15 protein-coding genes are annotated in these 20,776 nt (G+C 60.1%); 5 read left to right on the forward strand and 10 right to left on the reverse strand.

Annotated elements, in window-relative coordinates:
• Positions 1 to 107 precede the first annotated feature (107 nt).
• Genes ACSFE6_RS21770 through ACSFE6_RS21780 form a run of 3 tightly spaced genes read left to right on the forward strand, consistent with a single transcriptional unit; the run spans position 108 to position 3,672 of the window.
• Positions 108 to 2,009 (forward strand): sensor histidine kinase, encoded by a 1,902-nt coding sequence (locus ACSFE6_RS21770; protein ID WP_435429509.1) that lies wholly within the window; start codon positions 108 to 110, stop codon positions 2,007 to 2,009.
• On the forward strand, positions 2,006 to 3,334 hold the full coding sequence (locus ACSFE6_RS21775; RefSeq protein ID WP_435429510.1) for a sigma-54-dependent transcriptional regulator: 1,329 nt from the start codon (positions 2,006 to 2,008) through the stop codon (positions 3,332 to 3,334). Before ACSFE6_RS21770 ends, ACSFE6_RS21775 begins: the two co-directional genes overlap by 4 nt.
• A gap of 8 nt (positions 3,335 to 3,342) precedes the next feature.
• Positions 3,343 to 3,672 carry a GlpM family protein gene (locus tag ACSFE6_RS21780; RefSeq protein ID WP_435429533.1) on the forward strand — a complete coding sequence of 110 codons (330 nt, stop codon included), beginning with the start codon at positions 3,343 to 3,345 and terminating at the stop codon, positions 3,670 to 3,672.
• Between the two features lie 117 nt (positions 3,673 to 3,789).
• On the opposite strand, the gene ACSFE6_RS21785 is transcribed toward ACSFE6_RS21780, so the two are convergent.
• The 4 genes from ACSFE6_RS21785 to ACSFE6_RS21800 all read right to left on the reverse strand — a co-directional run bounded on the left by ACSFE6_RS21785 (position 3,790) and on the right by ACSFE6_RS21800 (position 7,246).
• Positions 3,790 to 4,698 carry a hypothetical protein gene (locus tag ACSFE6_RS21785; protein WP_435429511.1) on the reverse strand — a complete coding sequence of 303 codons (909 nt, stop codon included), beginning with the start codon at positions 4,696 to 4,698 and terminating at the stop codon, positions 3,790 to 3,792.
• Complete coding sequence (locus tag ACSFE6_RS21790; RefSeq protein WP_435429512.1) at positions 4,695 to 5,390, reverse strand: hypothetical protein; 696 nt, start codon at positions 5,388 to 5,390, stop codon at positions 4,695 to 4,697. Before ACSFE6_RS21790 ends, ACSFE6_RS21785 begins: the two co-directional genes overlap by 4 nt.
• Positions 5,391 to 5,489: 99 nt before the next feature.
• Positions 5,490 to 6,155, reverse strand: coding sequence for a DsbA family oxidoreductase (locus ACSFE6_RS21795; RefSeq protein ID WP_435429513.1), 666 nt, complete (start codon positions 6,153 to 6,155; stop codon positions 5,490 to 5,492).
• A 59-nt stretch (positions 6,156 to 6,214) separates the two neighbouring features.
• The gene (locus ACSFE6_RS21800; protein ID WP_435429514.1) at positions 6,215 to 7,246 is read right to left on the reverse strand and encodes an alpha/beta fold hydrolase; all 1,032 of its coding nucleotides are present in this window, start codon (positions 7,244 to 7,246) and stop codon (positions 6,215 to 6,217) included.
• Positions 7,247 to 7,584: 338 nt separating this feature from the next.
• On the opposite strand from ACSFE6_RS21800, the gene ACSFE6_RS21805 reads away from it, so the two are divergent.
• Positions 7,585 to 12,987 (forward strand): dermonecrotic toxin domain-containing protein, encoded by a 5,403-nt coding sequence (locus ACSFE6_RS21805; protein ID WP_435429515.1) that lies wholly within the window; start codon positions 7,585 to 7,587, stop codon positions 12,985 to 12,987.
• 120 nt (positions 12,988 to 13,107) lie between these two features.
• Here ACSFE6_RS21805 and metE read toward each other — a convergent pair whose 3' ends face one another.
• A complete protein-coding gene (metE, locus tag ACSFE6_RS21810; RefSeq protein WP_435429516.1) occupies positions 13,108 to 15,420 on the reverse strand; it encodes a 5-methyltetrahydropteroyltriglutamate--homocysteine S-methyltransferase in 2,313 nt (770 codons plus the stop codon).
• Positions 15,421 to 15,530: 110 nt separating this feature from the next.
• On the opposite strand from metE, the gene metR reads away from it, so the two are divergent.
• Positions 15,531 to 16,448, forward strand: a complete 918-nt coding sequence (metR, locus tag ACSFE6_RS21815) for a transcriptional regulator MetR (protein WP_433738896.1) — start codon at positions 15,531 to 15,533, stop codon at positions 16,446 to 16,448.
• A 123-nt stretch (positions 16,449 to 16,571) separates the two neighbouring features.
• Here the strand turns inward: metR and ACSFE6_RS21820 are convergent, their stop codons facing one another.
• The 5 genes from ACSFE6_RS21820 to ACSFE6_RS21840 all read right to left on the reverse strand — a co-directional run bounded on the left by ACSFE6_RS21820 (position 16,572) and on the right by ACSFE6_RS21840 (position 20,689).
• Positions 16,572 to 17,069 carry an N-acetyltransferase family protein gene (locus ACSFE6_RS21820; RefSeq protein ID WP_435429517.1) on the reverse strand — a complete coding sequence of 166 codons (498 nt, stop codon included), beginning with the start codon at positions 17,067 to 17,069 and terminating at the stop codon, positions 16,572 to 16,574.
• Positions 17,070 to 17,071: 2 nt separating this feature from the next.
• A complete protein-coding gene (locus tag ACSFE6_RS21825) occupies positions 17,072 to 17,710 on the reverse strand; it encodes a LysE family translocator (protein ID WP_435429518.1) in 639 nt (212 codons plus the stop codon).
• 20 nt (positions 17,711 to 17,730) lie between these two features.
• A complete protein-coding gene (locus ACSFE6_RS21830; RefSeq protein ID WP_435429519.1) occupies positions 17,731 to 18,156 on the reverse strand; it encodes an NUDIX hydrolase in 426 nt (141 codons plus the stop codon).
• Between the two features lie 159 nt (positions 18,157 to 18,315).
• Positions 18,316 to 19,641, reverse strand: a complete 1,326-nt coding sequence (locus ACSFE6_RS21835; protein ID WP_435429520.1) for an APC family permease — start codon at positions 19,639 to 19,641, stop codon at positions 18,316 to 18,318.
• Between the two features lie 226 nt (positions 19,642 to 19,867).
• Complete coding sequence (locus ACSFE6_RS21840) at positions 19,868 to 20,689, reverse strand: carbon-nitrogen hydrolase family protein (RefSeq protein WP_435429521.1); 822 nt, start codon at positions 20,687 to 20,689, stop codon at positions 19,868 to 19,870.
• Between the last annotated feature and the right edge of the window lie 87 nt (positions 20,690 to 20,776).

Genomic DNA, 20,776 nt, shown 5'->3' on the forward strand with positions numbered 1-20,776 from the left:
GAACTCCAAGACACCGCGTACATCCAGAATGGACGCGTTATCGTTGACGACCATCGCGAGCAAGCTCGCTCCTACAGGGGGACGCTGGTTGACCCAAGGCATCTGTGATGAAATGCGACCCCAATCCCTATCGCGACACGTCGCCATCACTCGCCGTGAAACCCCGTCTGATTCGCCATTTGCTTCTGCCGCCGCTGATCATCGCTCTGATGTTCGGACTGGGTTACATCGGCTTTTGGGTCAGTGAACACTACGGGATCCGCAGCCTCGGCGAGAACGGCCAGCGCCAGCTGGAACTGCACGCCCGCGCCGTCGAGAGCGAAATCAGCAAATACACTTACCTGCCCAGCCTGCTGGAACTCGAAACCAGTGTTTCCAAGCTGCTGGCCGACCCGACCCCGGAACACCGGCAAACGGTCAACGATTACCTTGAAGGCCTGAACCGGCGCAGTCGCAGCCGGGCCATCTACGTGATGGACACCACCGGTCGCGTCATGGCCACCAGCAACTGGCGCGACGTCGACAGTTACCTGGGCGAAGACCTGTCCTTTCGCGCCTATTTCCAGAACGCCGTGCGCGGCCAGCCGGGGCGTTTCTATGGCATCGGCAGCACCAACGGCGAGCCCGGATACTACCTGGCCCATGGCCTGGAGGAGCACGGTAAAATCATTGGCGTCGCGGTGGTCAAGGTCCGCCTCGAAGCGATGGAAGAACGCTGGCAGCGGGCACGCCTGGAAGCCTTCGTCAGCGACGAAAACGGCATCATCATTCTGTCGAGCGATCCCGCCCGGCGCTTGAAATCAGTGATCCCGCTGAGCGACGAGACCAAGGAAAAACTGGCCCGCAGTCTTCAGTACTACTGGTTCCCGCTCAATGAACTGCAACCGCTGGCCCGGGAAACCTTGTCCGAGGGCGTGGAAAAACTGACCTTTCCGGCCAACAGCGAGGTGGTGTCCGATGATGAAAACATCAGCTATCTCTCGCAAACCCGGCCCCTGAGCGATACGCCGTGGAACTTCACCCTGTTGACCCCACTGCAGGATTTGCGTCGTGAAGCGATCAATCAGGGGATTCTGGTGGCGGTGGTCTTTGGCCTCGTGGCCTTCCTGCTGATTGCCTGGAACGAGCGACGCAAGGTGATCGCCACGCGCCTCGCCGCCCGGGAAGCCTTGCAGGAAGCCAACAATCAACTGGAGCGTCGGATTACCGAACGCACCGTCGACCTGCGCGCCAGCAACGAACGGCTCAAGGGCCAGATCCGCGAACGGCGGCACGCCGAAGAGACCTTGCGCCGCGCCCAGGACGAACTGGTGCAAGCCGGAAAGCTGGCGGCCATCGGTCAGATGTCCACCAGCATCGCCCACGAATTGAACCAGCCACTGGCGGCGCTGCGCACCCTGTCCGGTAATACCGTGCGCTTCCTCGAACGCGGTCAGCTGGACGTGGCCAGTACCAATCTCAAGACCATCAACGAATTGATCGACCGCATGGGCCGGATCACCGCCAGCCTGCGCTCCTTTGCCCGGCGCGGCGACGACAAGGGCCAGGCCTGCCTTGGCAAAGCCGTGGACGCCGCTTTGCAGTTGCTCGGCGCCCGGGTGGAAAACGCCCGGTTGCACCTGCATCGCCATTTCGAGGCAGTGCAAGTGCAGATCGACCAGACCCGTCTGGAGCAGATTCTGGTCAACCTCATCGGTAACGCCCTTGATGCCATGCAGGCGCAGCCACAACCGGAGTTGTGGCTCGAAGGCGACACCGTCGATGGCAAGTACCGGCTGCGCGTTCGGGACAACGGCCATGGCATCGACGCCGAAGCACGCAAGCACCTGTTCGAACCGTTCTTCACCACCAAACCCGGCGAACAGGGCCTGGGCCTGGGCCTGACCCTTTCCGCGAGCCTGGCCGCCGCCACCGGCGGTCACCTGGGTGTCGAGCACCCCGCCAGCGGTGGCACCGCATTCGTTCTCAGTTTACCGATGGTAAGCCCCACTCCCGCCGAGCCCGTATGAACAACGACCTTAGTGTATTGATCGTCGAAGACGACCCCCATGTGCTGCTCGGCTGCCAGCAGGCGCTGACCCTGGAAGACATTCCGTGCATGGGCGTCAGCAGTGCCGAAGAAGCGTTGGAGCGCGTTGGCGACAACTTTGCCGGCATCGTCATCAGCGACATCCGCCTGCCGGGCATCGATGGCCTGGAACTGCTGACCCGGCTCAAGGCCCGTGACCGCAGCCTGCCGGTGGTGCTGATCACCGGTCACGGCGACATCTCCATGGCCGTCGGCGCCATGCAAAAAGGCGCCTATGACTTCATGGAGAAACCCTTCTCTCCGGAACGCCTGGTGGATGTCGCCCGTCGTGCGCTGGAGCAACGCAGCCTGGCACGGGAAGTCGTGTCGTTGCGCCGGCAACTGGCGGAACGGGACTCCCTCGAAGGCCGGATCATCGGCCGCTCGCCAGCCATGCAGCACTTGCGCGAACTGATCGCCAACGTCGCCGACACCTCGGCCAACGTGCTGATCGAAGGCGAAACCGGTACCGGCAAGGAATTGGTCGCGCGTTGCCTGCATGACTTCAGTCGCCGGCACACCCGAGCATTCGTGGCATTGAACTGCGGCGGCCTGCCGGAAAACCTGTTCGAGAGCGAAATCTTCGGCCATGAAGCCAATGCCTTCACCGGCGCCGGCAAACGGCGCATCGGCAAGATCGAGCATGCCGACGGCGGCACGCTGTTCCTCGACGAAGTGGAAAGCATGCCCCTGCCGTTGCAGATCAAACTGTTGCGGGTGTTGCAGGAACGCACCCTCGAACGCCTGGGTTCGAACCAGAGCGTGGCGGTGGATTGCCGGGTGATTGCCGCGACCAAGTCTGACCTGGATGAGTCGAGCAAGGCCGGCGAGTTCCGCAGCGACCTGTATTACCGCCTCAACGTGGTGACCCTGGAACTGCCGCCGCTGCGCGAGCGCCGCGAAGACATCCTGCAACTGTTCGAATACTTCCTGCAGCAGTCGTCCCTGCGCTTCGACCGCGCCGCACCGGAACTGGATAACCAGACCCTGTCGAACCTGATGAGCCACGACTGGCCGGGCAACGTGCGCGAATTGCGCAACGTCGCCGAACGTTTCGCCCTCGGCCTTCCGGCGTTCAAGAAACCCGGCGCTGGCGGCAGCGCCCAAGGCCTGGCCTTCGCCGAAGCGGTGGAAGCCTTCGAGCGCAATCTATTGAGCGATGCCCTGCAACGCAGCGGCGGCAACCTCACCCAGGCCAGCCAGGAACTGGGCATGGCCAAAACCACGCTATTCGACAAAGTGAAGAAGTACGGGCTGAACCACTGATGGATCTGATGCTCAAGGCAACACTGGGTGCGGCGGTGGTGGTAATCCTCGCCGCCTTGGCCAAAACCAAAAATTACTACATCGCCGGCCTGGTGCCGCTGTTTCCCACCTTTGCACTGATCGCCCATTACATCGTCGGCAAGGGGCGTTCGATTGACGACCTGAAAACCACTATCGTGTTTGGCATGTGGTCGATCATTCCGTACTTCATCTACCTGGCGACTTTGTACGTGATGGTCGACCGGATGCGGCTGGAGGCTTCACTCGCCGTGGCGGCGGTGGCCTGGTTGATGGCGGCGACGGTGCTGGTTTCGATCTGGGTCCGCATTCACGCCTGAGCACTACCCATTCCCTGTGGGAGCGAGCCTGCTCGCGAATGCGGTGTGTCAGCTATCGTTGATGTCGACTGGCACACCCTCTTCGCGAGCAGGCTCGCTCCCACAGGTTCTTTAGCTTCAGTGCGCGTACAGCTGCTGCAACTGCGCCTGGGTCATCGCATCCTCAAACGGCACCGGCACCGACTTCACCGCGCCATAGAGGTTGCGATAACGCCAGTAGTTACCGTTGTTGGCCAACTGATAACCACGCTCGACCATCCGCTGGCCATCGAGTACGTAACGCAGAGTTTCCTGAGCGGCAGGAAGAGGCGTCGGCTGCGTCAGGTCGGCAGCCAGTAACCGCATGGACTCGTCGATGCATTCATCGAGCGCGGCGGTGACTTTCGCCAGATCAAGATGGCCATCATCGATGCACTGCTTGCCGCATTGGCGAATCGGCTGGCTGGCCACCTCGATGCGCATGCGATACAGCGGCGAGCCGGCAATGTCCTGCACCTGCACCCGATTGACCAGGATAAAACTGCCCCGATCGGGGGTCAGCATCAGTTTGGGTTCGATCAGCAAACGTGCCGTGACCTGCCCCTCACCCTGCTTGAGCCCGGCCGCTTTCGACGCCTGTTGAAAGTGCTGTTGCAGACGCTCCTGCAGCGGTACACCCGCCAGAAGATCGGCCATCGGTCGCGACTCTTTGAGCGCGTCTTTTTCCGCATCGCGCTGCATGGTGCTGCCGGCCATTTGGGTATTGATCAAACTGGCCAGCAAAATCCCGGCAAGCCCGGCAGTGTTGCCCGAGCTCGCTATCAGGTTATGGCTGGACGAAGCGGCCTTCAGGGCCGCCTCGGAGTCGATCACCGTGCTGGCACCGACAAAGGTTGGCGGCAATTGCACATCCACTTTGAGCCCATGAGCCTGGACGTAGGACAACGCAGTCTGGTCCTTGAAACCGGCCTCGGGAGCCGGTTTCTGTGCGCAACCAGCCAGCGTCAGCAGCAACAGCGCAGCGGCCGCTGCGGCTGGACGTTTCATTGCGCGAACGGCGTAATCATTTGTTGACGGCTGTTATCCACGGCCTGGTAGAACGCATTGGACAGGTTGCTGTAGGTCGGCTCGTCCCACTCGCCCTGAGCGGCTTGGGTCACGACAAAAGGCTTGAACCACAGCAGTTTGTTGTCCGCCAGATCAACCACCATGCCCTGCCCGCCCACCTGCGCCATCGGCACGCTGGTCGGCACGAACCCGTAGTAGCTGCGAGTGGCACCGGTGGCATAGACGTTCACCAACAACAAACGATCGACGCCGTGGGTCACCTTGATCGGCGTGAGGTCGCGGGTCATGTAGCCTTCCCGGAATTTGGTTTCCTTATAGACCTTCAGATCGACCGGCTCGTCGATGCGCTTGGCTTTGTAGCCCTTGGCCTGCAATTTGGCGACGATCACGTCTGGCAAAGTAGTGAGATCGCGCACTTGCCATTGTTCAACGTTATCACTGAGCTTGCTGTTGACGCCCTTGTTGATGGCGTAATCGAGAATGCCCTGATTGCCGGTCAGGGCCAACACCGGTGGTGGCACGACGGTGATTGCCACGCCGATGGTCGGCTCCTTGGCATCCCAGAATTGGTGGTCTAGCGGTACAGGAGGTTGAACGTTGGCGCAGCCGGTGAGCGTGAGGCAGGCAAGCAGAGTCAGCACCGCCCAGGTGCGTAGAGCGCGGAAGGTCATGGATCAAGTCCCTATGATTGAAAAGCATCACTGCCTGCATCGGCAGCGACGATCAAAACAATAGTGGCACATTGATATTTATTTGGCGACAACGAATTGTCAGATGACCGTTCCGCCCTTCGCTTCACTCATGATCTGGCGAATCGCACCGACAAAAGTCTCCACCGGCTGCCCCCCCGTCACGGCGTATTGGCCATTGAAAACCACGGTCGGCACCGAACTGACACCCCGCGACAGCCACAGCTGTTCTTCATGACGAACCTCGCTGGCGAACTCATCCGACGCCAGAATCGACTCGACCCGTTGCCTGTCCAGCCCGACACCCTCGGCGATCTGCGCCAGTTGGCCAGGGTCGGACGGGTTGCCGCCATCGGTGAAGTACGCTTTGAACAGGGCTTCCTTGAGTGGCAACTGCAACCCTTCCAGACCCGCCCAATGCAGCAGGCGGTGAGCATCAAAAGTGTTGTAGATGCGGCTATTGCCATCGGTGCGAAACGCAAAACCGAGTTCGACGCCACGGGCACGGATCATCTCTCGATTCTTTTGCGACTGCTCCGGTGTAGAGCCGTACTTTTCGGTGATGTGCTCGGTGATGTTCTGCCCTTGCGGCCCCATTTTCGGATTCAGCTCGAATGGCTGGAAATGGATCTCGGCGCGGACTTCATCGCGCAGGATCTCCAGGGCCCGGGTCAGACCGTAGAGACCGACGACGCACCAAGGGCAGGACACATCGCTGACGAAATCGATTTTCAATGGGGAACTCATCGCGCACCTCGCTGGCCCGGAAAGTTCAAACGATACACCCACAGGGGAACTGTCGGGTGTTAGAGGAGGTTGTGGTCAGCCACCGGCTCGATCTGCGCCCAATGCGACCTGTCCTCGCGATGCTCGCGCAAATACGGCAACACCGCCGCCAGCAATGGCGCCTTGAACGCCTCTTGAAAACGATGGGCCAACCCCGGAATCAACTTCAACTGACTGCCGCGCAAATGCGCTGCCAGATGCACGCCATGCATCACCGGCAACAGCGGATCGGCCGTGCCATGCACCACCAGCGCCGGCACCCGCAATTGATTGAGCAACGCCACCCGGCTCGGTTCGGCCATAATCGCCATGATCTGCCGTTTCACGCCTTCGGGATTGAATGCCCGGTCGTAGGACAGCGCCGCCTGATGCAGCAACGCCTGGCGGTCATCGCTCACTGTCGGGCTGCCCAATGCGGCGAGCAGATCGGCTTGCTGTTCCAGCGCCACCTCACGATTCGGCGCACCACGGCGGGCGAGCAATTGCACCAGTGCGGCACTAGGCGCCGGCAAGCCTTCGGCACCGGACGTGGTCATGATCAGGGTCAGGCTCTCGACCCGTTGCGGCGCCATCGCCGCCATGTGCTGGGCGATCATCCCGCCCATGCTCGCGCCCAGTACGTGGAACTGTTCGATGTGCAACGCATCCATCAGACCCAGGCCATCGTCCGCCATGTCGGTCAGCGAATACGGCGCCGATACCGGCAAACCGAGTTTGTAGCGCAATACCTCGAAGGCCAGGTTGGCCTCGACCGGTGCTTGCCGCCAGGTCGAGAGGCCGACGTCGCGATTGTCGTAGCGAATCACCCGGAACCCTTGCTGACACAGCGCAACCACTACTTCGTCGGGCCAGTGGATCAGTTGTCCGCCCAACCCCATGACCAGCAGCAACGCCGGATCCGACGCACGGCCGATGCTCTGGTACGCCAGGCTCACCTGCGCCAGATCGACCCGTTCGGTCGGAACATTCACATCACAACGAGGCGCTGCCATCGACGGCAGGCTGAACAATGAGGCCAGGAAAATGGCCGCCGATAAAAACAAAGCACGCATGAAAAACACCAAAACGCAGAACCCCAGTAGAGCGCGAGTCTGATGAACTTTGTTCAAGCGCGCTGCCACAGTTCCATGACAGTTTGATGAAGTTCGCTGAACGGCTGACGCGATAACTATGTAGTGCCACCGCCCCGCAAAACTCCCCTTGAATGGCTCACCCAGGAGTGGATCCACCGCTCCACACACCGAGCCCTATCTCGATGACCGATAAGTCTCTCTTCGAACTCCCCCCTCCCGCACCGATCACCCTGCAGTCTCCAGCCCCACTGCCGCCCTCCGTCGACGTAAGCCTGTTCTTGCGCGCCGCGGCATGCTGGCGCGAAAGCAGTCGGGACATGCACGCACTGGTTACTGCAATTCCCGGTGTACGCGACACACTCGATCAACTGCTGAAACAGGAGCTGGATCTGGATGGGCAACTAGCGGGCTTGCATTTCTTCGCCACAGATTTACGACCCATACGTTTTGTCAGCTTCATCGATGCCTGCGCCTACGTACTGCAACACCCAGAGCTGGATCCCATGCTGGATAAGCTATGTCGGGTTACCGGTATCAAACAGGACCATCCGCTCAAGTCCCTGACACCACTGCAAATACTTGGACGCCTCAAGACGCTCAATCCGGAACGGTCTCATATCGAGCGGTGGCGATTTTTTTGGGAGTCACGTGCCCCCCGAACGGCCATATCGCGACAACAAAGGTCGATGCAGCTTTACCGCCAACATTTCGAGGCCGCCACCCAACTGGCCTCCGCGCGGAAATCACTGTCGGCGGAACAACTCAAAATCCTGCAATTGATGATTGACCCACCCGTCGGCGCGCTGATGCTGAACAACCAACCCGTCAACACCGAGCAAGTGACCCTGGTGTTGAGCAACCAATCCCGGATCAAACTCACTGGCGCATGGGTCATCACTACAGCAGAGGCTGCCAGCGCCACTCAATTGCTGTACTTACCCAGCCGCCCCGTCGCCATCCAGTCCTTCGATCAGCGCAGCGATATGGAAGCCTGGCTCTCTCGACAGTCACTCGTGCCGATCGGTTTGCCCACCACCGGTATGCGATTCGAGTACACCGCCCAAACCGACCCGCTGACCCTGGGCGCGAGTGATTTGTTTGCGGCTTTCCACCAATCCCAAATCACCGCTTTGCGTTACGGTACACGCGGCAAGCCCGGATTGGCGGCGCATGGTGCGCAAGCCCTCGTTCAGGCCGACCAGGTAGATCGTCAGAACAAAAAGGCGATTTTTTTCGCCTCGCCGCCCAGTCTGGAAAACGCGGATAACGCGACCGATGCAGATCAAGGGTCATTGTTTGGCAACCTGCATACCGATGTCCCCTGGTCGTTGCGCCAGGCTGCGCTGAAAAAGCAGCGTGATGCACTCCAATCACTGGTCGAAGCAGAGGGCGACGGCGAGGGCTTGAAGCCGGTCAAGGACTCGATCAACGCATTGGAATCGGCCGAGAAGTCCGCCGATAAGGCTGCCTCCTCGATGCTGAATCTGTCGCGAACCCTGGAGCCGCTCGCTTTCCAGCGAGAACTCACCGCCCTGCACAGTGCCCACAAGGCAGGACTGCTCGCCGAGATCGCTCTACAGCTGGCCCTCAAGCAACTGAGTGACGAAGAGGGCAGCCTGATCAAGACGCTGCTGGATACACCCCACGATCCAGGCTCCGAGCCAGTCGCGGCCAGCCTGACGCTATCGAAGACTGAACAGGACGGTGACAAAACCACGATCACCGCCGATGCAATCAAAGGCGCATTTATCGTGACAAGAGCGCCGGTGCTGACAGGCGCCAACCTGGAACACAGCGTGCTGCTCTACTGGCTTGGCAATGGTGGTGGCCTGCAACGTTTCGCCAGCCTTCGCGAACTGGAACACCAGGTGTTCAAGCTTGACGATCGGGACAATGAGGTCACGCTGCAGCTGAAAAAAATCAGTGGCGACGCGCTTCTGCACAGCCTGAATCAGCTGACCCAGGAATTTGAAACACAAGCCACGCAGGATGCCGAGCAACTGGATATTTTGCGAGAACGCACCCTTGCCCTCCTGCAGGTGCCAGTGCACGCCGCCAGAAGCCTGGCGTTCACTCAACTACTCGAACAGCACCGCAGCGGCACGCTCGCCACCAAACTGCCCGATTGGTTGCGCACACTGAATGAGGCGGATCGTGCCCAACTCAAAAGCCTGATCGAGGCCTACATTGTGGCGATGCGCCAAAGCCACGCCTTCATGACCATCGCCCTGGAGCCCAGGGACGATTTTACCCGCAAGCACTTGCACGACCGACTGAGCAAAGACTTCGTCCTCAAGGGCCAGTTCGAGGTGCGGCTGAGCCTGCCCGACTCCGTCACGTGGGAAAAACGGTACACCGCCACGCCGTCGGGGAAGGTGGAAACGTCGGTCATGGTGCCCAGTGCCTCGCGCAGCAAAATGTCATTGGAGGCCCTGGCCCAGCTCAATATCGACAACATTCAGTCGGTGCAGCAGGACGCACTGTCGCAGCGACTGGTCTTCATGACCCTGGAGGTTACGGCTGATGACCCACGTGAGCGCATTAAACTGCTCAACGGCATCAACCTGACCTATCTGCGCAAGATCCTGCCTGAGCTCGACCTGTCCCAAGCCTATGAAAACCTGATTCGACAAGCGTTCATGGGGACAGCAGCTGAGACTGTGTTCGCCAATGAGCATCGTCGTGAATGCCTGATCGAACCCTGGCGCCTGACGCTCAAGCTGCAAGGCGAGTACGCACGCCTGCAAAAACAGATCAGCCAGGCCGATCTGCACATCCTCAACATCGCCATCGATGCCGATACCCCTGAAGCCTGGCGCGCCAACGGCATGCGCATCGTTCTGCTGCCGGCCCTGCTGACCGCAGGCGGCAAGGACACGCCGAACGAGGGTCCTGTCACCCTCAGCGGCGTCACCTTCATCGAAGAACAAATCAGTGGCGTGACCCTGCTCTATCTGCCGGACAGCCCGGACGGTCAGGTCTTGCGTCGATACGGCAGTCTGGAAGATGCGCGCAAGGCGCTGTTCAATCTGACCCTGCGCGATGCCATGGTCACTTATCTGGCGGGGCGCGCCTTGCACGGCAACGTCTCGGCTCATATCAGCCGAATGAATCAGGCGATGCTCAATAACTTCGATGCCATGATCGGTGTCGGGACACGCTGGCCGGCGACCACTTCACTGGCCGCCCATTTGCTCAACGCGCACATGGGTCGATTGATCGAAGCCCATCGCGGCGCCTCGCGCTCCAACGTGGCGTTGTATCTGGAACGCTATGCACTGTCAGGGCCGCGCGCTTTCAATTACATGAAAATGGCCTTTGGCATGCTGCCGTTCATAGGTACCGCAATCGCCCTGTACGACGCTTGGACCGCTGCGAACCGGGCAGTCCAGGCTTTCTTGCGCGGTGATGTGGGTGACGGGTTGGCGGAACTCCAGTCGGTGTTCATGTCATTGATCGACGCGGCCATGGATCTGCTTCCCGGTGAAGCGGTCGCGTCATCGCTGTCCGAAACGGCCCGCTCTTTGACGCGTACCCGTCAGCTTCAGAGACTGACCAACCATGTTGCCGCCATGCATGAAGTCTCACAGCGCCAGGCTCGGCACGTGGTGCAGCGCTTCGCAGGCTATGAGTATGAAAAGCCGATTTCCCTGTCCGGATTGCAGCCGGCCGCTCACGGGCACTACCGAGGTATTTATCGCCATGTCGACGGTGATTTCATCGAACGCCAGGGTCGTATTTTCAAGGTGGAATTCAGCACGGATTCTCGCAACTGGCGTTTGTCCGGCAGCTCCCGAAGAACCTACAAACAGCCCATTGCGCTCGATGAGGCCGGGCGATGGGACACTTACTTTGGCGTTCATGGCGTGGCGTTCGAAGGTGGGGGACTCGGTGGCGGCAACATCCTGGATAATCTGGCCAATACGCTTGACCCGGTCTGGCCACGGGCCATCCGCGAGCGTTTGCCACGCTGGTGGGTCGATGAAGGTTTTCGTCGCCATCATGCGTTGACCAACGCAGCGGATGACCTCGCGCTGCAAATCGATGCACGCATAAAGAGCACCAATTCGCTGCTGGCCACCTACAACGCCGCGCCTGCAGCCGAGCGGGCATCCACGCTGGGGCAACAGCTTGAAACAGCCTGCCTGGGCGACCTTGAATTGGCCGGGCGCTATCACCGGACATTGGTTGAGCTGCTTCCACTCACCCACGGCAACAAAAGACGCGTACTGGTGGATTTCCAAAGTAACGTCGCCCTGCTGCACGCCGACCGGTTCAAACAGCGAGTGTTCCTGCACAACCATCGCATCCATGTCTTGATTGACAACATCGATGCACTCACACAAAAGCTGGATGCCCTCTCTACAACAGCACTCACCGAAAGGTTGCGAGTGCTGGATGACATCCGGAAACTGCGGCTCGAAATAATCAAATCATTCGATTCGATCGAGGTGCTTTTACGAGACCTCAATCACTGGTACCAACGCATCACTGTCAGCACGCATAAAGCCCAAATATCTCAGGACATCCGCACGCTCAATGGACGTCTCACCGAGACGAACATCCTTTACTTGAGAACGGGCAACCTGCTGGAGGTGATCACACGTTATGACACCAGCGACGATTTATCCTGGTTCTTTCTTCAAAGCCAGGCACGATCCATCAGGGACCGGATCGACCGGGGCATGTTCACTCAATACAGTCTGCCGGAAGCCCACGCAACCAAGGCTCAGCGCAACCAAATCCTTCAAGAATGCATTGAAAGTTACAGCGAGTTTCGTCGCCAGATGAACGTGTGGACCGCCAGTTACCCACAACACTTTCATCTGGAAACCGTACCGCCATTAATGGACGGCATCGAAAAAATGGCCGAGAGAGCGCGCAAGGCCATCGATCTGCCTGCACCCGCGGCACCCGCCGGGCAAATCAACAAAAAAGTCTTCGCCACTGAAACCGATGACTTGCTGATCGGCGTGGAGCACCCAAAATCCACCCTTGAAAAACGCTTGTACTCCCTGACCGGCCAAGGTGGATACGAAGAGCTATGGGAACAAGGCAGCAATGGCAAATTCCGCCTGCTCAACCCAAGGCCGCAGGCATCGCACGCCCAACACCGAAATCTCGACTCGTTGCTCGTCGAAGCACGCCATCGATTGCAATCCGTCGACACTTACCGGGCCAAAGTCCAGTCCTATGCCGCTCGCGACATGCTCCCGGTGGATTTGGAACACATGATGGTCACTGAAGCCGATGAACTGACCCGCCGTGCATTGCGCATCGAGGAATTGGATACGCGTAACCCGCTTGTCCAGACACTGCGCGACAAGGCCATCGAGCTCAGGACCATTGGACGTGAAATGCGAACCAGACAATCGCTGAACACCAAAAAGCCCACTGACGGAATGCTCGACGACCTTGTCCGACACAAGGTGGTAGAGATCCGCAAAACCAGCCCGATCAAGAACCTGGGCAAGCGTGCGGACGGACGAACCGATTTCATGCAGGAATACGAAGTCTGGGACATGACGCATACGCCACCGAGAGTACTGTGGTACGCCCACTTTCATTACGGCACGGGTAAGACTGCTTTCAGCGCCTTCGAGAAAGCCCATTTGAAACTGCCGGAGCACCGCTTCCTGACCCATGCTGACAACGCCGACCTGCCTTATGCCGATATCGGCAAGAGATCGCTGGCGTTGCCGCACTTCGAAAGCCTCTGAAAAACCTGTAGGAGCGAGCTTGCTCGCGATGGTCGTCAACGAAAACGCGTGCTCATTGAAGTACCGCAGTGCTCTGGAATCCATCGCGAGCAAGCTCGCTCCTACAGGGAGGGTTGTGTATCAAGCCAACTGGTTTCGTAGCTGCCGTGCCGCCGCCACCATGTTGACCAACGCCGCTTCGGTTTCCGGCCAGGCTCGGGTTTTCAACCCGCAATCGGGGTTGACCCACAGGCGTTCGGCCGGGACTCGTTGCACGGCTTTGCTCATCAACTTGACCATCTCTTCAGTGTCCGGCACCCGCGGCGAGTGGATGTCGTAGACGCCCGGGCCGATGTCGTTCGGGTAATCGAAGGCCTTGAAGGCCTCCAGCAATTCCATGGCCGAACGCGAGGTTTCAATGGTGATCACGTCGGCATCCATCGCCGCAATGGCCTCGATCACATCATTGAACTCGCTGTAGCACATGTGGGTGTGAATCTGGGTTTCGTCACGCACGCCACTGGCGCTCAGGCGAAACGCTTCCACCGCCCAGTCCAGATACTCCCGCCATTGCTCCCGGCGCAACGGCAGCCCCTCACGGAACGCGGCTTCGTCGATCTGCACGATCTTGATGCCGGCGGCTTCCAGGTCCAGCACTTCGTCACGCAGGGCCAGCGCCAGTTGTTGCGCCTGGACCTTGCGCGAAACGTCTTCGCGGGGGAACGACCACATCAACATGGTCACGGGACCGGTAAGCATGCCTTTCATGACCTTGTCGGTCTGGTTTTGGGCATAGGTGATCCAGTCGACCGTCATGGCTTGCGGACGGCTCAGGTCGCCGTAGATGATCGCCGGTTTCACGCAGCGCGAACCGTAGCTCTGTACCCAGCCGAAGCGGGTGAAGGCATAGCCATCGAGCTGCTCGGCGAAGTACTCGACCATGTCGTTGCGCTCGGCCTCACCGTGCACCAGTACGTCCAGCCCCAGGCGTTCCTGAATCTGCACCGCGTGGCGGATTTCATGGCGCATGGCGTCGTTGTAATCGTTGGCCGACAGCTTGCCTTGCTTGTAGGCCTGACGCGCGAGGCGAATCGAACCGGTCTGCGGGAACGAACCGATGGTGGTGGTCGGAAACGCTGGCAGTTTCAGCCGCGCACGTTGCTGCTCGATGCGTTGGGCGAACGGCGATTGGCGTTGGCTGTCGGCTGCGCCGATGCCGTCGATTCGTGCCTGTACGTCAGCTTTATGGATGCGTGGCGATTCAGCACGGCTGTCGGCGATGGCACGGCTCTCGGCCAGGGCTGCTTGCACTTTCGGCGCTTGCGGATCGTTCAAGGCATCACGCAGCACGGCGATTTCACCGCATTTTTGCACGGCGAACGCCAACCAGCTTTTTAGCTCGGGATCGAGTTTGTCTTCGCGCTCCAGGTCCACTGGACTGTGCAACAGCGAGCAGGAACTGCTGACCCACAGGTTGTCGCCAAAACGCTCCTGGGCAAATTGCAGTTGTTCAAGCACCGGCTCCAGCTCGCAGCGCCAGACGTTGCGGCCATTGACCAGACCCACCGAGAGAATCTTGTAGATCGGCAGGCGATCGAGCACGTGCAGCAGTTGATCCGGCGCCCGCACGGCGTCGATGTGCAGGCCTTGCACCGGAAGGCCGACCGCCAGTCCAAGGTTGTCTTGCAGACCGCTGAAGTAAGTCGCCACGAGTTTTTTCAGCGGCGAGTATTGAAGGATGTGGTAAGCGCGCTCGAAGGCGTTTTTCCATTCCTGAGGCAGGTCGAGGGTCAGGATCGGTTCATCGATCTGCACCCACTCCACGCCTTGGGCAGCGAGACGACCAAGGATTTCGCCATAGATCGGTAGCAGGCGCTCCAGCAGGTCGAGCTTGTCGAAACCGTTGCCTTTCGCCTTGCCCAGCCACAGGTACGTCAGCGGGCCGATGATCACCGGTTTGATCGTGTGCCCCAGGGCCTTGGCTTCCTCCACCTCATCGAACAACTGTTCCCAGCTCAGCTTGAACGGCTGGTCAGCGGTGAACTCCGGGACCAGGTAGTGGTAGTTGGTGTCGAACCACTTGGTCAGTTCCTGAGCATATTGAGCCTGGCCGTGTTCACCGCCGCAGCAACTCGCCGTGGCGCCACGGGCCATGGCAAACAAGGTGTCGAGGGTCGGCAGGCCGCGTTCGTCCTTGGTGCTGTCGAAACGCTCGGGGATCACACCGAAGGTCAGGGAATGGGTCAGCACCTGGTCGTACCAGGCGAAGTCGCCCACCGGCAGCAGGTCGATGCCGGCGTCTTTCTGCAGTTGCCAGTGGGTAGCGCGCAATTGGCGGCCAACGCTTTTCAACGAGTGCTGGTCGAGATCGCCCTTCCAATAGGCTTCGAGGGCTTTTTTCAATTCGCGGTCGGCGCCGATGCGCGGGAAACCCAGGGTGTGTGCTACGGCCATCTCGAATGTGCTCCTGTGCAAAATATGGGGCTATTGTCGACAACTCACCCAACATGAGACAAACTCAACCTTTTCGTGTTGATCACAAGTTTTCTTCATGGAGCCATCTGGTGCTTGAACTCCGTCACCTCAAGACCCTGCACGCCTTGCGCGAAGCCGACAGCCTGGTGGATGCCGCCGACCGCCTGCACCTGACCCAGTCGGCGCTGTCCCACCAGTTCAAGGAGCTTGAGGAACGGCTGGGGATGCCGTTGTTCGTGCGCAAGACCAAACCGGTGCGGTTCACCAGCGCCGGTTTGCGCCTGCTGCAACTGGCCGACGCCACCCTGCCGCTTTTGCGCGCTGCCGAGCGTGATATCGCGCGATTGGCCGGTGGTACTGCCGGGCGCCTGCACATGGCCATCGAATGCCACAGTTGCTTCCAGTGGCTGATGCCCACCATCGACCAATTCCGCGATGCCTGGCCTGAAGTCGAACTGGACCTGGCTTCCGGTTTTTCCTTCGCGCCCCTCCCGGCCCTGGCCCGTGGCGACCTGGATCTGGTGGTGACGTCCGACCCGGTGGATCTGGTGGGCATCACTTATGTGCCGCTGTTTACCTACGAAGCGATGCTCGCCGTGGCCAACCAGCACCGCTTGGCGAGCAAGGCCTACATCGTGCCGGAAGACTTGCTGACCGAGACCCTGATCACTTACCCGGTGGAACGCGACCGACTGGACATCTTCACCCGCTTCCTGGAACCGGCCGATGTCGAACCGGCGCAGGTGCGCACCTCGGAATTGACGGTGATGATGATGCAGCTGGTGGCCAGCGGACGCGGCGTCTGCGGCATGCCCCATTGGGCGCTGCATGAATACAGCTCACGGGGTTACGTGAAGGCCAAGCGGCTGGGCGAGAAAGGTTTGTTTGCGACGCTGTACGCAGCAATTCGAGCCGACATGCTGGATGCCCCGTACATGCGTGATTTTCTGCTGACGGCCAAGGACACATCGTTTTCGACACTCGATGGTGTCAGCGCCGTTCGATAGAACCCCACACATCCCCTGTAGGAGCGAGCCTGCTCGCGATGGCGGCGGACCAGTCAACATTGATGCCGACTGACACTCCGTCATCGCGAGCAGGCTCGCTCCTACAGGGGATTCCGGTGATGGTTAGATCTCACGCCACATGTGGATCTTGTCGAAGTACTCCTCACCCACCCGCACCGCCATCGGCTCCAGGCCGAACTGGATGAAGCCGCAGCGCCGGTACAGGTTGAACGCGGCGTCATTGCCGGCGGTGACGGTCAGTTTGATCAGCCGTAGTCCCCGATGTCGCCGCGCCTCGTCCAGAACCGCCTGCACCAACTGATGGCCGAGACCGCGCTGGCGCACATCGGCAGACACATACATGCCAAACAGCGTCGCCTTGTGCCGGGCCTTTTCCCGGGGCTCGAAGGCAAGCCCGGCGATGCCCGCCAGCTTTCCCTCTTCGAACGCGCCAAACACCACCTCGAGCTTGCCGGTCAGGCGCGACTCCCACCAACTCAGCGGCATGGACGCACGCTCGCGCACACTGGAGGTGAACGCCTGTGGATGCCGATCGTAGGCTTCGAGCATCAGCGCCCGGTAATCCAGGGCATGGCTGGCATCCAGTCGTTCGACCCACATGCTCAGGCCATCCGACGTTGTTCAAGCATCAGCCGCAGCGCCAGCGCCGACAGCACGAAGCCCATGAAATAACGCTGCAGCGCCAGCCAGGTCGGGTTATTGACGAACCACGAGGCGATGCCCGCAGCAAACAGCGCGATGAGCAAGTTGACGCTGAAGCTGACGCTGATCTGGGTCAGGCCCAGGACGATGCTTTGAGTGAACACCGAACCGTGCTCGGGCGTGATGAACTGCGGAAACACCGACAGGTAAAACACCGCGATCTTGGGGTTCAAGGCGCTGGTGAGAAAGCCCATGGTGATCAGTTTGCGCGACGAGTCCGGCGGCAACTGCTGCGCTTCGAATGGCGAACGCGCTCCCGGTTTCACCGCCTGCCACGCCAGCCACAACAGGTACAGCGCACCGGCCCACTTCAGCACTTCGTAGGCCATCGGCACCGCCAGGAACACCGCGGTCAAACCGGCAGCGGCGGCGAACAGGTGCACGAAGAAACCGGCGACCACCCCCAGCAACGAGGTCACGCCAGCCTTGCGACCCTGGCAGATCGAACGGGAGATCAGGTAGATCATGTTCGGCCCCGGCGTCAGTACCATCAGCAACGCGGCGGCAGCGAAAATCAGCAAGTCTTGAAGCGGGATCATGGCGGGTCCTTCGTAAATGATCAGGCAGTCGCGGTCAGCGAAGCCCGATAAAACGGCAGGATCAGGTCTCGTGTCAATGGCGCCAAGAGGAGATCGCCGTCGGTGGCCGGGTCGATCCAGATCACTTCTTCGATTTCGGCTGCCGGGGTGACAACCGCATCAATATTCAGCAGAAAAATCTCGGCCTTAACCACAAATCCCGGCTCATTGGCGGCGGGCGCCGAGAACTGGCCAAGGAAAGTGGCCTGCGCCGGATCGATGACCAGCCCCAACTCCTCTTCCAGCTCGCGGGCCAGGGCGTTGACCGGTTGTTCATGGGCCTCGATCTTGCCGCCAGGCTGCATGAACGCCTGGGTGCCGCGCTTGCGCACGAGCAGGGTTCGGCCGTCTAGACCTATCAGCAGGGCGGCGGCGATGTGGATAAGTGCAGGAATGGGCGTCGACATGAACAAGAACCTTTGACTCAAAAACGCCAAGGATCCCATGTCCGTCCTGTGGGAGCGAGCCTGCTCGCGAAGACGGCGTGTCAGACGACATCAATGTTGCCTGATGCACCGCTTTCGCGAGCAGGCTCGCTCCCACAAGTAGATCGCATTCAGACTCGTTTATGCGGCTTCCTGAAAATCCATTTCCGGCGGTTGGCGCCGAAAGCCACCGGTCAACGCCGCCAAGTACACCACACCGATCACCAGCCAGCTCAACCCCAGGTAGATCGCCAAGTGATCGAGGCTGACCATCAGCCACAGGTCCGCCACCAGCCCGATGAACGGGAAGATCAGGAACAGCACCAGTTCACGCAGCCCTTTCTTCTCGCCGCCGATCCAGTAGTGGAAGATCACTGACAGATTCACCAGGCTGAACGCCAGGAACGCGCCAAAGTTGATGAACGAGGTCGAGGTGGTGACGTCGAGTTTTAGCGCCAGCAGGGCCACCACGGCACACAGCAGGATGCTGTTGATCGGCGTGCCGAAACGCTCATGAAGGGTGCCGAAAAACGACTTCGGCAACACGCCGTCGCGGCCCATGGCGTACAACAGGCGCGAACCGCTGGCCTGGGCCGACAGGCCCGAAGCGAACTGACCGACGATCAGGCCGATCAGAAAGATCGAGACGAACAGGTCCCCGCCGATGTTGCGGGCAATTTCATAAGCCGCCGAATCGACACTGTCGAACTGGAACGACGGATGGGCGATCTGCACGAAGTATGAGACACCAACGAAAATCAGCCCGCCGATCAGGGTGATCAGCATGATCGCTCGCGGGATGGTGCGGCGCGGGTCACGGGTTTCTTCGGTCAGGGTGCTGACCGCGTCGAAACCGAGGAACGAGTAACAGGCGATGGCCGCGCCACTCATGATCATGGGCATCTGCATGTCGCCGTTGAAGAACGGTTTGATTGACCACAACGGCGCGCTCGCATCACCGGCGACGTAGTGCACGCACAGCGCCACAAAGGCCACCAGCACCAGGAACTGCACCAGCATCAGCAAGGCGTTGATGCCGTTGGCCAGTTTCAGGCCGACGATGTTGATGGCACTGGTGATGCCAATGAAGGCCAGTACCCAGACCCATTGCGGCACAGCCGGAAACGCCGAGTAAAGGTACGCCGCGCCGATCAGCCAGATCGCCATGGGCAAGAACAGGTAATCGAGCAGTACCGCCCAACCGGCGATGAAACCGAGTTTCGGGCTGATGGCCTTGCGCACATAGCTATAGGCGGAACCGGCGACCGGAAAAGCCGAGGCCATGCGCCCGTAGCTCATGGCGGTGAAGAACATCGCCACCAGCGCCGCCAGGTAAGCGGCCGGCACCATGCCGGCGGTGGATTGAGCGAGGATGCCAAAGGTGCCGAGCACAATGATCGGCGTCATGTAGGCGATGCCGAACAGCACCACCGACCCTAATGACAGGGTGCGTTGCAAATGAGCCATGGGGCGACTACTCCGGATGTTATTGGATTTATGGCAGAGCCGAGTTCGGCGCAGGGGTTTTCGGGGATGTAGCTTTGTTGTTCTTGGGTAGATCAAACAGGTGTGCCGCCTGTCAGGGCCTCATCGCTGGCAAGCCAGCTCCCACAATGGTTTTGTGAACGCCTGATATCCCTGTGGGAGCTGGCTTGCCAGCGATGGCGTCGGCCCTGGCGACACAGAATCCGGATCAGCGCGCAGGAATCAGCAACTCCCGCAATCCATTCGCATGCTCGACGAATTCCCCCGGCAACTTCAGCCGCTGATCATCCAGATACCGATAATCCTGACGCGCCGCCGTCAGCCGGTTCTGATCCAGCTCAACCGCAAACTGCCCCTCCTCGCGACCGGCCTCGAACAACAGCGTGCCCAGCGGATCGACCAGTGCACTGCCGCCGGCAAACAGCAACCCGCCGTCGCCCGCTTCCACGCGGTTGACCATCAGCGCAAAGGCCTGGTTTTCCTGGGCACGAGCCATGATCGCGGTGCGGTGAGTCGGGCCGTAGGGGTCCATGTTGCCGTTGGTTACCAGCAGCAGTTCGGCACCCAGTTGCGCCAGGGCACGGGCGGATTCGGGAAACTCAATGTCGTAGCAAATCAACAGGCCCACGCGCACACCGTTCCATAGGCAGGTGGCGTAACGGTCGCCCGGTTCATACACGCCGCGATCCGACGCCCACAGGTGCGTCTTGCGGTATTTCAGCGCAATGCCTTCAGGGGTGATCAGTAGCGTGGTGTTGTAGAAACGGCCGTTGTCGTTTTCGGCGGTGCCAATCACCACGGCGATGTCGCGCTCACGGGCAGCGGCAACAATTGCGCTGATAGTCGGGCCATCCAGAGGCTCGGCAACATCGGCCACGGATTCGGCGCTCGGGAAGCCCATCAAGTGGCTTTCCGGAAACATGATCAGCTGCGTGTCGCCCGCACAGGCGTTGATCGCTGCCAGGGCGCGTTCGAGGTTGTAAGCCGTGTCGTTGTCACGGCCCGCCAATTGGGCGAGTTCGACTTTCATGGGTGGTCCTTGTTCTGGGCGCCGGAAAGATTGCCCGGTCGCTGTCTGTGCGCCAGTATGCGCAGCAAGCGAGCGGCCGGGAAATTA

The organism is Pseudomonas baetica, from assembly GCF_051216495.1.
Lineage (GTDB): Bacteria > Pseudomonadota > Gammaproteobacteria > Pseudomonadales > Pseudomonadaceae > Aquipseudomonas > Aquipseudomonas baetica_B.